The sequence below is a fragment of the Arthrobacter sp. SDR-2R genome, from assembly GCF_057747955.1.
In genome coordinates this window covers 4,216,955-4,229,179 of the sequence record NZ_CM173231.1, presented here as the reverse complement: position 1 = coordinate 4,229,179, position 12,225 = coordinate 4,216,955, and the positions used below count along the sequence as shown (strand labels likewise).

The 12,225-nt window shown below is 69.9% G+C and carries 8 protein-coding genes; 1 reads left to right on the top strand and 7 read right to left on the bottom strand.

Annotated features, from left to right (window positions below):
• Nucleotides 1-40: 40 nt before the first annotated feature.
• Complete coding sequence (gene yczR, locus AC3ANU_RS19430; RefSeq protein ID WP_478222372.1) at nt 41-1,522, bottom strand: MocR-like transcription factor YczR; 1,482 nt, start codon at nt 1,520-1,522, stop codon at nt 41-43.
• Between the two features lie 61 nt (nt 1,523-1,583).
• Between yczR and yczE the strand changes: the two genes are divergently transcribed.
• Nucleotides 1,584-2,219 carry a membrane protein YczE gene (gene yczE, locus AC3ANU_RS19425; RefSeq protein WP_018770845.1) on the top strand — a complete coding sequence of 212 codons (636 nt, stop codon included), beginning with the start codon at nt 1,584-1,586 and terminating at the stop codon, nt 2,217-2,219.
• A gap of 22 nt (nt 2,220-2,241) precedes the next feature.
• Here yczE and AC3ANU_RS19420 read toward each other — a convergent pair whose 3' ends face one another.
• The 6 genes from AC3ANU_RS19420 to AC3ANU_RS19395 all read right to left on the bottom strand — a co-directional run bounded on the left by AC3ANU_RS19420 (nt 2,242) and on the right by AC3ANU_RS19395 (nt 12,191).
• Entirely contained in the window at nt 2,242-3,072 is an 831-nt protein-coding gene (locus AC3ANU_RS19420) for an Fpg/Nei family DNA glycosylase (RefSeq protein WP_488315100.1), read from the bottom strand.
• The gene (locus AC3ANU_RS19415) at nt 3,065-8,086 is read right to left on the bottom strand and encodes an ATP-dependent helicase (protein ID WP_488315099.1); all 5,022 of its coding nucleotides are present in this window, start codon (nt 8,084-8,086) and stop codon (nt 3,065-3,067) included. Before AC3ANU_RS19415 ends, AC3ANU_RS19420 begins: the two co-directional genes overlap by 8 nt.
• Before the next feature lie 165 nt (nt 8,087-8,251).
• A complete protein-coding gene (locus tag AC3ANU_RS19410; RefSeq protein ID WP_488315098.1) occupies nt 8,252-9,859 on the bottom strand; it encodes an FAD-dependent oxidoreductase in 1,608 nt (535 codons plus the stop codon).
• 90 nt (nt 9,860-9,949) lie between these two features.
• Nucleotides 9,950-10,603 (bottom strand): DUF4232 domain-containing protein, encoded by a 654-nt coding sequence (locus AC3ANU_RS19405; protein WP_026266006.1) that lies wholly within the window; start codon nt 10,601-10,603, stop codon nt 9,950-9,952.
• A 101-nt stretch (nt 10,604-10,704) separates the two neighbouring features.
• Nucleotides 10,705-11,475 carry a YcnI family copper-binding membrane protein gene (locus AC3ANU_RS19400; protein WP_134165134.1) on the bottom strand — a complete coding sequence of 257 codons (771 nt, stop codon included), beginning with the start codon at nt 11,473-11,475 and terminating at the stop codon, nt 10,705-10,707.
• An 83-nt stretch (nt 11,476-11,558) separates the two neighbouring features.
• Complete coding sequence (locus AC3ANU_RS19395; protein WP_134165133.1) at nt 11,559-12,191, bottom strand: hypothetical protein; 633 nt, start codon at nt 12,189-12,191, stop codon at nt 11,559-11,561.
• Nucleotides 12,192-12,225 lie beyond the last annotated feature (34 nt).

Genomic DNA, 12,225 nt, shown 5'->3' with positions numbered 1-12,225 from the left:
CCGGTCCGGCGATTCCGACGGCGGCCAGTCCGGGCCCGGGTCAGGCGATGGCGACGGCGGGGGCATGGGTGAGCGAGCGCCGCAGCTGGGGAGCGGAGTCCAGCTTGTCCTGGGCGGCGCGCAGCGCCAGCACCGCCGTTTCGAGCTTGTCCGGTGGAAGGGCGAACGGCACCCGCAGGTTGCGTTCGAACGCGCCGCCGATGCCGAACCGGGGTCCCGCCGCCAGCCTGACCCCGAAGTCCGGCGCGAGCACTGTCAATGCCGTGCTGATGGGCGTGGGAAGCCGGCACCAGATGGACAGGCCGCCGGCTGCACGCGTGGTGCGCCAGGTGGGCAGATGTTCGGCCAGGAGGCCGAGAAGTGCTGCCCGGTTGCCGCGGAGGGTCTCCAGCAGCGCGGGCAGCGGTTCGTCCAGGGCCCGCACCAGGTGGGCGGCGGCGAGCTGTTCCATGACGGGTCCGCCCAGGTCCAGGGTGGTGCGTGCCGCGGCAAACCGCTGGATCATCGCTTCCGAGGCCCGGATCCAGCCGGTGCGCAGGCCGCCCCAATGCGACTTGCTGAGGGATCCGATGGACACCACCGTGCTGCCGAAGGCGGCCAGTGGAGTGGTGGCGACGCCGTCCAGGTTCAGTTCACGGAGTGTCTCGTCCGCTACCAGCACGGTTCCGGCAGCGGCGGCGGCGCGGACCAGCCGCCGGCGCTGGGCGTCCGGCATGATCATGCCCGTGGGGTTGTGGAAGTCGGGGACCAGGTAGGCGAGCTTTGGCTTTTGCTGGGCCATGGCCGACTCCATGGCGGGCAGGTCCCAGCCGGACTTCGTGAAAGCCACCGGGACGGCACGGCAGCCGGCCGCCCGGATGGCATCCAGCGCGTGCGGGTAGCTGGGGTGTTCCACCATGACCCGGTCCTGCCGGCCTGCCAACGTGCGGATGATGATGGTCAGGGCATGCTGCGCGCCGGACGTCACCATGATCTGGCCTGCCTGGGTGGGCGCCCCGGCTGCCGAATACCTGTCCGCAATCGCCTGGCGCAGGGGCATTAATCCCAGGGCGTCGTAGCCGAATCCCGGCAGCAGGGCGGGAAGCTCCGTCAATGCCGCGGCGAAGGCCCGGTGCACCACCTCGCCGCTGGCAGGCAGGGCCGAATAGGCAAGGTCGATCAACCCTTCCGGTGCGGTGAGGCCAGGTGCGGTAAACGGTTCGGCCGGCCGCGGCTGCGGGCCGTAAAGCGCCCGGCCGAACGGCGTGAGTTCGGGGATGCGCGTCTTGCCGCGGCTGCCCTGGCCGCTGCTGAGGAAGCCCTGTTCCCGGAGGCTGGAGTAGGCGGCGGTAACGGTTGTCCGGCTGATGCCGAGGGCTGCCGAAAGGGACCGTTCGCTGGGCAGCGCGCTGTCCAGGGCCACACGGCCATCCAGGATCAGGAGCCGGACCACATCGGCCAGTTCCCGGTAGGCCGGGCCGGTGCCGTTGTTCCAGGTGCCAAGCAGGCGGGACAGGGCGGTGGCGCTCAAGGTGGTGGACATGTAGCCAGTATCTCAAACTGGCTATGTATTCCAATGCCAGTTGCATGGAATGGTTGTTTGCATGATGACCCGCAGACTCCTCCAGCTCTTCACCGGCCTCGCCATGTACGGCATCTCCCTGGCCATGTTCATCCGCGCCGGGCTGGGGCTGGACCCCTGGGACGTGTTCCACCAGGGGCTGGCGAACCGGACGGGTCTGAGCATCGGTGTGGTGGTCATCGCTGTGAGTTTCCTGGTGCTGCTGCTCTGGATACCGCTCCGGCAAATGCCCGGCTTCGGCACTCTCTGCAACGCGGTCCTGGTGGGCGTATTTGCGGACGTCGGCCTGGCCCTGATTCCTGCCGTACCCCACGTGGCCGGCCAGGCCGGGCTTCTTGCAGGGGCCGTCCTGGTGAACGGCGTCGCCTCAGCCTGCTACATCGGGGCCGGGTTCGGGCCGGGTGCCCGCGACGGGCTGATGACGGGACTGGCGCGCCGGACCGGGTGGTCAGTCCGGCTGTCGCGCACGCTGATTGAGGTGTCCGTGCTGGCCATCGGCTGGCTGCTGGGAGGCTCGGTGGGCGTGGGCACGGTGGTCTACGCCCTGGCCATTGGTCCGCTGGTCCACGTGCTGCTGCCGCGCTTCATGGTTCCTGCCGCCGTTCCGAAGACCGACGGCAAGGCACGGACCGCTATGGCTCCGGAGGGCTGCGCCTGACAGGACCACCTGCGCCTAAAGATCAACTGGGTACGGGCTGGCATTTCGGGCAGAAGTAGATGTCCCGCTCCTCCTCACCGTTTGGCTTGCCCAGGAGTCCGCGCTGGATGGGCGTGCCGCATTTCAGGCAGGGCTGGCGTTCCCGGCCGTACACCCAGTAGCCGGGCCTGCCTGCCATCCTGCCCACCGGCATGCCGCGGGCATTCAGGATGGTGACGCGGCGGCCGGGCCCGAGGTTCACTTCCAGAAGCTGTTTGGCATCGGTCATCAGGGTCCGCACGTCCGTGACCCCGGAAACCGGCGTGGCGGGATGCACCCCGGACAGGAAGCACGTTTCGCAGCGGTAAATGTTCCCGATGCCTGCGAGGTTCCGCTGGTCCAGCAGGGCAACCCCCACCGGCGCCTCAGGGCGCGAACGGATGCGCCGTTCCGCCTCGTCCGGGTCCCAGTCCGGGCCCAGGAGGTCCGGGCCGAGGAATCCCACGATGGAGTCCTCATTGGCTGTGGCCACCACTTCCACAATGCCAAGGGAAAAGCCGACGGCGTCTGCCACGGCCGTGCGGAGCACGCACCGGGCGGTGAATCCCGGCTTCCGCCACCTTTCGCCAGGCGGATACACCTGCCAGGCGCCTTCCATCTTCAGGTGGGAGTGAATGGTCAGCCGTTTGTCCTCCGGGCTGACCACCCGCATCAGCAGGTGCTTGCCCCTGGGAACCACCTCGGCAACGGTCCAGCCGGCCAGGTTGAGGGTGGCGAACCGGGGCACGCGGAAGTCGGAGGCGAGCAGCGTCTGTCCGGCTAAAGCCTGGTGCAGCTGGCGGGCGGCCCGCCAAACCGAATCGCCCTCAGGCACGGATCCTCAATCCCTTCGGGGTGGAGTAGGCGCCGGCGGAGCTGAGGGCAGCGGCCACCGGGGTGTCCAGGATGCCGTGCCCGTTCACTTTCTCCATGATCAGCTTGTCCACCGCACCGCGGGTGACCACCCCCACCAGCGCGGCACCCGCCGCCGCCAGGACGGCCTCGTCATCGCTGAAGGCCAGCAGGGTCTTCCCGCCACGCTCGACGTACAGGACCAGCGCACCGTCCACCAGGACCACCAGCGCGCCGGCCTTCCGGCCGGGACGGTGGCCGGTTCCGGCATCGTCCTGCAGCGCGGGCCAGGGGAGGGCCGCACCGTAGGGGTTGGCGGGATCGGTGGCGGCGAGGGCCAGGGCCACCGGTTCGGCCTTCGCCAGCTGCGTGTCTTCCGAGTGGGAGCGGAGCCGGTCCACGGTGGCCGGAACAGCGAACTGGGCGGCACCAAGATGTTCGATGAAGTACCCCCGGCGGCAGCGGCCCGCCTCCTCCAGCCGGGCCAGGACCTTGTACATCAGGCCGAAGCCACCCACGATCTGTTCGGCCATGACCGAGCCCCGGGTGACCACGCCGTAGCGGTCCAGCAGGAGTTCCGCCGTGGCGCGGGCATGGATGGTGGGATCGAGTTCAGGCTCGGGAAGCGCCGACCACCGCCCGGCGGCGGTGGGCGGAGTGGCGGCACCCTGCGTTCCATACCGGCCGCCGGCCAGCCCGGGGGAGCCCATCAGGCCGGTGCCGTGGGAGCGGCCCAGCCGGCTGAGCCGCGGCGCCCTGGCACGTGGTGCCCTTGCCACCTGGCGGTGGGCCGTGTGGCCTCCCGCGATCAAGGCCCGGACCGGGGCGAACGTGTCACCGGTGATCCTGCCGGCCCATGCGAGGTCCCACAGCGCAGCCACCACCTCCTGGTCGCTCAGCACGGCGTCCATGCCGCCCGCCACTTCGGTCAGCTGGCGGAAGAAGTACCCGCCGCCGTTGTTCCGCAGGTGGTCCAGGAGCCGCTGGCCGGCGTCCCCCGGTTCAAACTCGGGCGATGGGTTGAGGGTCAGTTCCACCGAGTCCGCCAGGTGAAGGCTGATCCAGCCATCGTTTCCCGGGAGCGCCCCGGCCCCCGACCACAGGACTTCACCTGCAGCCATCAGTTCATCCAGCATCGCGTGCTGGTAATTGGATACCCGTGTGGCCAGCACAAGGGGCTCCCAGGCTGACGCGGGGACGGGCACCCCTGAGAGCTGGTCGATGGCGGTGATGATGCCGTCCAGGCCGCGCAGCGAGGGCTGGCCGCGGCCGCCGCCGGGAGTCCTGACATGCTGCCACGCGGGCAGGAAGCGTCCGTAGGCGGCAGCGTCCACCGGCTCCACTTCGGCACGCAGCGCGGCCAGGGAACGACGGCGGAGCTTGCGCAACACCTCGGCGTCGCACCATTCGCTGGCGATAGTGTGCGCAACGTCGGGGACGGGAGCGCTGGCGGCTTCATCGGCTGGCGGTGGTCCGGCAGGTTCGTCGGCCTCCGGCGGCGCGGTTTCGGGCGGGGTGACGTGGGGCCGGAATTCCCCCTCCACCACGCGTCCATCCGCTGCCAGGCGTTTCAGGGCCGTACCCACCACAGCCACACCGAGGCCCAGCCGGGCAGCGGCTTCGGCAGCGGTGAAGGGCCCATGGGTCCGGGCATACCGGGAGACAAGGTCGCCCAGGGGATCGGCCACCGGCTCGATGAAGGCCAGCGGAACGCCCATGGGCAGCGGAACGCCAATGGCGTCGCGGAGTCGGGCTGCATCCTCCACGGCGGCGAAGCGTTCAACCCCGCCGATGTTGACCTTGACGGCGCGGTTGGCGCGCTGGAGCGCGGCCAGGTGGGCCGCCGCCTCCTGCACGGTTGCCGCAGCCTCGACAGGCGGAGCGTCACCGGGCTCGGGCACCTGGATTGCGTCCCCTGCCGGCTGTGAACCCTGGAGCCGTGCCGCCGTTTCCCCGGCCGTCAGCGGGCCCAGCAACCGCAGGAGGTCCGCGACGCCCTCCATGCCCCGTGCACGCCGGTCCGGGGCCAGCCGCTGCAGCTCGCGTTCGGTGGCCTCGATGACTTTGGCGTCCAGGAGTTCGCGCAGTTCCACCCGGCCCAGCAGCTCGTTCAGGAGGGTGGAGTCCAGGGCCAGGGCGGCGGCCCGCCGTTCGGCGAGCGGGGAATCGCCCTCATAGAGGAACTGGGCCACATAACCGAAGAGGAGGGACTTGGCGAACGGCGAGGGCTGTTGGGTGGTGGTCTGCAGGATCCGCAGCTCACGCCGTTCCACGGACGCGGCGATGTCCTTCAACGCCGGCAGATCGTAGACGTCCTGCAGGCATTCGCGCACTGTTTCCAGCACGATGGGGAACGTGGGGTACTTCCTGGCCACGTCCAGCAGCTGGGCCGACCGCTGGCGCTGCTGCCACAGCGGCTGGCGCTTGCCCGGGGTCTGGCGGGGCAGCAGCAGCGCACGGGCGGCGCACTCCCGGAACCTCGAGGCAAACAGGGCGCTGCCGCCGACCTCTGCCGTGACGATCTGCTCGAGTTCCTCGGGATCGAAGAGGAACAGCTCGGCGCCGGGCGGCTCGTCCTCCATCATGGGCACCCGCAGCACGATGCCGTCGTCGGCGGCCATGGCGGAGCCGTCCAGTCCGTAGCGCTGGTGCAGCCGTTGCCCCACAGCCAATGCCCAGGGCGCGTGCACCGGCATGCCGAACGGGCTGTGCAGGATCACGCGCCAGTCGCCCAGTTCGTCGTGGAACCGCTCCACCACCAGGGTGGTGTCGCTGGGGACCACCTCGGTGGCCTGCTTTTGCTCGTTGAGGTACTGGATGAGGTTGTTGGCGGCGAAGTCGTCCAGGCCGCTGGCCTTGCAGCGCTCGGTGGCAGGGCCGGCGTCGGACGCGGACAGTTCGCGGACGAAGGCGCCAAGTGCGCGGCCCAGGTCCACGGGCCGGCCCAGCGAATCGCCCTTCCAGAACGGCAGCTTTCCGGGCTGCCCGAACGCGGGGGAGACCAGGACGCGGTCGTGGGTGATGTCCTCGATCTTCCAGCTGGTGGCGCCCAGGGCAAAGACGTCGCCCACCCGGGACTCGTAGACCATTTCCTCGTCCAGCTCGCCCACGCGCCGGCCGCCCTTTGGTGCGCGCGCCGGTTTGCCGTCCCCGGAGGGGGAGGCAGCACCCTCCTGTTCGGTGCCGATGATGTAGACGCCGAACAGGCCGCGGTCCGGGATGGTGCCGCCGGACGTAACGGCCAGGCGCTGGGCTCCGGGCCGCCCCTCGATGGTGCCGGCGTTGCGGTCCCAGATGATCCGTGGCCGCAGCTCGGCGAACTCGTCGGACGGGTAGCGCCCCGCCAGGAGGTCGAGGGTCGCCTCGAACGCTGACCGGGGGAGGGAAGCAAAAGGCGCCGAGCGCCGGACGGTGCTGAACCACTCCTCCACGTCGATGCTGCCCAGGGCGGTTGCGGCAACGGTCTGCTGGGCCAGGATGTCCAGCGGATTGGCAGGGATGCTGAGCCGCTCGATCTTGCCACCCAGCATGCGCTCCACGGTGATGGCTGTGTGGACCAGGTCTGCCCGGTGCTTGGGGAAAAGGACGCCCTGGGAAATCTCGCCCACCTGGTGCCCGGCGCGTCCCACCCGCTGCAGGCCGCTGGCCACGGACGGCGGCGACTCCACCTGCACCACCAGGTCCACGGCACCCATGTCGATGCCCAGTTCCAGGGACGACGTAGCCACAACGCAGCGCAGCCGCCCGGACTTGAGGTCGTCCTCGATGAGCGCGCGCTGGTCCTTGGACACGGAACCGTGGTGGGCGCGGGCCAGGACCGGATCAGCGCCCGCGGAGCTGCCGGCCTGGGCCATCATGTGCGCAGGGGTGGCGGTTGAAGCGGGAATGCCCGACGGCGGTCCCCCCGGCGTGCCGGGCGCGCCGGCCTGCCCTTCCGGGCCGGGATCGTCCCAGCCCCCGCCGACGGCAATCAGCTGGCGTTCGGCGTAGATCTCGTTGAGCCGCGCCGTGAGGCGTTCGGCAAGCCGCCGGGAGTTGGCGAAGACGATGGTGGACTGGTTGGCCAGCACCAGGTCCACGATCTTTTCCTCCACATGCGGCCAGATGGAAGCCTGCGGCTGCAGGCCGGAAGCTGGGCCGGAGTCGAACGCCCCTGCCGCGCCCTGCAGGTCCGACATGTCCTCCACGGGCACCGATACGGTGAGGTCCCAGTTCTTCCTGGCCGGCGGGGCGACGATCTCCACGGGGGCTGAACCGGCCAGGAACTGGGCCACCAGCTCCCGCGGCTCCACCGTGGCGGAAAGCCCGATGCGCTGCGCAGGCTTGGGCAGCAGCGCGTCCAGCCGCTCCAGGGACACGGCAAGGTGGGCCCCGCGCTTGGTCCCGGCCACGGCGTGGACCTCGTCAATGATGATGGTGTCCACCTCGGCAAGGGTTTCGCGGGCCTTGGAGGTGAGCATGAGGAACAACGACTCCGGGGTGGTGATGAGGATGTCCGGCGGGTTGGTCAACAGCGTCCGGCGGTCCGCAGCGGGAGTGTCCCCGGACCGGACCCCTACCGTGATCAGCGGGGCGGGAAGTCCCAGCCGCTTTGCCGTCTGGGTGATGCCGATCAGCGGGGACCGCAGGTTCCGTTCCACGTCAACGCCCAAAGCCTTAAGGGGCGAAATGTAGAGGACACGGGTCTTGCGCTTTGGCGCCCGGGCCCGCTTGCCTTTTGCGGGCGCTTCGGCAGCGGCGGGATCAGGGGCTTGGGACGCCGAGGCGAGCAGCCTGTCCAGCGCCCAGAGGAAGGCCGCGAGGGTCTTTCCGGAGCCGGTGGGGGCCACCACCAGCGCATGCGATCCTGAGGAGATGGCGTTCCAGGCCCCGGCCTGCGCAGGAGTCGGCTCGGAAAACGCGCCAAGGAACCAGTCCCTGGTGGGCCGGCTGAATTGGCCCATGGGGGCGGCCGCACCGGAAACACTGCTGCCGGCAGGACGCTGTTCCTGGTTCATGCCTCCATCATGCCGCAAGGCACTGACACCCGACTCCCGGGCGGCCGGGGTTCCGCCCGAAGCCGAACATCACCCCGTCCAACCCCGGGATTTCGGCCAAGGCAGACGGCAGCCCTGCAGGGCCTCGGCCGGCAAATCCCTGTTCAATAGCTGATCAATTCCTGTTCAAACAGTTTCGGACTCCGGCAGGTCCTTGGTGGCCGGGCCTTCAAGCAACCTTCCCTGGTTCGTGAAGCGGGAGCCGTGCAGGGGGCAGTCCCACGTCTGTTCGTTGTCGTTCCAGTGCAGGATGCCGCCCAGGTGCGTGCAGACCGCCGAGAGCCTGCAGGTGGTTCCTTCCACGGTGGATACAGCCACCGGCCGGTTGCCCTGGCGGTAGACCTTGCCCTGGCCCTCGGCCGGGACGGCGGCAGCAGCACCCGCAGGACCAGGTGTCCCGGCGGCCGGGCCTGCGGTATCAGGTGTTGCGGGGGCAGGCGCTGCGGGAACGGTGGGTCCGCGGGTTCCCCGTTTGAGGCCGTCAATCCTGCGGCCCTCAGTGGTCACTTTCCCCCAGTCGGAGGCCATCCTCGCGGCAACGCCGGCGTTGAGCGCCACGGCGGACAACGCACCTGCCGGCGATGTAATGCGGTGGTGGATGGTGTCCGCCCAGGGCACCTGGCCGCCCAGGATGTCCGCCGAGATGCCCAGCGCGGCGGCGACGGCGTTGGTCATTCCCCACTTGTTGTAGCCGGTGCCGAAGTAGATCCGGCCCTTGCCGCGCGGGAGCTTTCCGAAGAAGGGCATGAGGTTGGTGGGCATGTAGTCCTGTGCCGACCACGTGTGCGTGGTGACCGCACCGGGGTAATGCCGGCCCGCCCAGTCGAGCAGCCCGGTGAGGTGCGCTTTCTCTGAGTCCGTCCGCCCCACGTGATGGCCGTGACCGCCCACAAGCAGCAGGTTCCGGCCGTCCACCTCATAGTCGCGAAGGGAGTGCGTGGGCTGCTCAACGGAGATATACATGCCCGGCGGAGGTGCCTGGTCCTCCTGCAGGGCAAGGGCCGCCGCGTAGGAGCGGCTTGGCTTCAGCTTGGCGAAATAGAGGCCGCGGTCCAGGACGGGGATTCCGGTGGCAAGGACGACCGTGTCCGCCCTGACACTGCCACGGTCGGTCCTGACGGCGGAGGGCGCATCGCCGGTGACGTCCTGGAGGCGCACGCCGCTGACGATCCGGCCGCCACGGCGGCGGATGTCCGCCACCAGTGCGTCGAGGACCTCCATCGGGTTGATCTGGGCCTGGTCCCGCAGCCGGGCGGCCCCGTGGACGGGAAACGGCAAACCCGCGTCGCGGACGTAATCCACGTCCAGCCCGGCAGTGGTGGCGGCGCTGACCTCCTCCCGCAGCTTTTCCGTTCCCTGTGCTGACGCAGCATAGGTGTAAGCGGTGCGGCGCTGGAAGGGCACGTTGTGCTCCTCCAGGTAGCGCAGCAGCCAGGCCTGGCCCTCCCGGTTTCCGTCCACGTACGCCTGCACCTGTTTCTGCGAATACTGGCGGGCCAGCTGGGACAGGAACGTGCCCTGCAGCAGCGTTACTTTTGCAGTGGTGTTGCCGGTGGTCACGGCCCCCGGCCGGCGGGCCTCCAGTACCAGTACGCTTTGCCCGGAGCGGGCCAGCAGCAGTGCGGCGACCAGGCCGGTGAGGCCGGCCCCCGCCACCACCGTGTCATACCTGGTGTCCGGTTCAAACGGATCAGAAATGAAGGGATCCCTGCGGTCCAGCCAAATCGACGTCATGCCAGTCCAACCTGCCTACGGTCCACGGCCCTCGCAGGCCAGTTTGTGCATCCCTCCATTCCCGGTTCCCTCCTGGGTCAGGTCCCGGGGTCAGGCGGGCTGGAACGCTCCAATGCTGAGCAGTGTGATGTTTGCGTTGCCGCAGGCCCGGGTAGGTTGCGGGAGGAACAGGGAATCGGTGTCCTCGGGCGGATAGATCCGGTAGCCGGCAGCATCCACGGGGGAGCAGTCCATGTAGTTGCCTGCCTGCGTGTAGCGCAGCACCGCAGTGCCCGTCTGGCCGGGGGCCAGCAGAACGTCCACGACACCTGCGGACTCATCCCGTGTGGCGGGGGCGCCAATGGGGGCGCCGGCGGCGTCTGCCACCAGGGAGACGCCCGGGAAGCCCCTGAGGATGCACGGCTCGGAGCCGCTGTTGGTGAGGTTGAGCTTCATGTAGACACTGCCGGCAGCGCCGCCACCGGACGGATCCGTGGCCGCCGTGAGCCCGGCCGCCTTGCACAGGCCCGGAGTGCCGGCAGGGCTGACGGGGGACGGGGAAGCCGGCGTCGACGTGGCCGGCGCCGAGGACGCCGGAGGCGCCGTTGACGCGGTCGGCGAGGGGGACTGGCTGGCCTGCCCGGTGGCGGGCGCCGTCGTAGTCTGGGACTGCGGCTGGCTTGGGCCGCACGCGGTGAGCAGCAGCGCTGCCGCTGCGGCCGCCGTCGTCATGGCAAACCCCTGGGAAATTTTCTGAGACCTCATGGGACCACCTTCGCGGTAGCCGTTGCCCGCGTCAACGATGCCACCTGCAGTAGGGGCAATTTGATGCCCGGATCGTGATGATCCGGGCACCAATTACGACCCTAGGGCTTGCCGGCCGGCTCCCGGCCGGCAGTGCCGGCGGCAGTGTTGCTGCCCGGCGCGCGGAGCCTGCCCTTGCTCCGCAGCAGTGCCGCCCCGCCCAGGACCAGTCCGCCCACGCCGGCAGCAAGCCCGGTCCAGCTGCGCGCCTCCGCGCCGCTGTCCGTCCCCGCCGCCTGTCCGGTGCCGTGGGCAGCTCCTGCCGCGCCGTGGGCGTCCGCGCTGTCCGCCGCCGTGATGGTGAGCGAGGGGGCGGGGGCTTTCAGCCCGTGGGGGTCCTGGCCGTCAGCGGCGACCTGGGACCAGTCGGTCTGGCCGCTTTCGCAGGTCTGCAGCGTGGGGAAGTTCAGGGTTGTCCCGGCCATGTCCGGCAGGTGCACGGAAAGGACCAGGGCGTCGCGCAGTTCGGGGCTCAGCGGCGTCTTGGCCGTATAGACGATCTGGCTGGTCCGCTGCGTGATGGCGGTTCCGTCCGGGAGCTTCCGGGGTTCGGCGAACTGTTCGGTCACCTTTTCCGCTGTCCAGTTGGGGTTGACCGTGGGTTGGGCGTCATTCAATTCCGGGGGCAGCGTGATGGCCACCTTCGTGGTGGGGGACGTGCCGCAGCCGTGCGGAATGCCGAACGTCAGCAGGGCATAGGAACCGGCGCCGGTCTTGTCCGGGGTCACGCCAACATGCGCTGAGGCGCCGCCCGCCACGGCGAGCAGGAGAACGGCTGAGCCTGCGGCGGCTGCGGATGCGGTCAGGGCACGGCGAAAAAACGGGGTTGTCATGGGTTGCCTTTCTGGCGCACACCACTGATACAGGGCGTGCAAAATGTGTACCCCGACGCCGTGCGGAAGGCCGGTGCGGGGCTTTAGCAGGGAAGCACGACGGCGGAAGGCGGGCCGCGCCGGCTGTCCTGGCGGACGTTGCGCCAGGGGGAGCGGTGCAAGGGAACGTGCCCGAACAGTCCGTTGAGGCGGACGGCAGGGACAGGTGCCACCGGCCCGGGAAGGCCGGCAAAGGGCCGCAGCCAGTCGGCCAGTGCCCACAGGGCAGCTTCGCCTTTGGCGAGGAGGAGGGCGCAGCCCAGCGTGGCCGCCGCGTGCGCTGCGAGCATCAGTGGTGCCAGCGCGGGATTTGCGGGACTCAGGTGCTCCGCCAGGGGAGCGAACGCTGCGAACCCGGCCAGGGGGACCTGGTGCAGGTGGGCCGCCGCCGGCGCACCTGCTGCGCTCTCAAGGGGAGCGGAAAAGGCGGTGAGAAGCTCGTGCAGGGCCAGCTGGCCGCCGCCCAGGAGCGCGGCCATGGCCGGAAACGCCAGCCGAAGGCGGGTTGCGGCCGTGCTGGCCAGTGCTGTCAGGGCCAGCACGGCCAGGAGGATGCCCGGGGCCGGAAGGCGGCCTCCGCCAACCACGTGGGCGCCGCCGGCGAGGGCCAGGGTGCCGGCGGCCAGGGTCGAGGCACGGAGGAGGTGGAAAGGGACCTGCGGGAGGGAACCACGCACGGCTGCTCCTCCTTCTGTCCGCCGGCACTGCAGG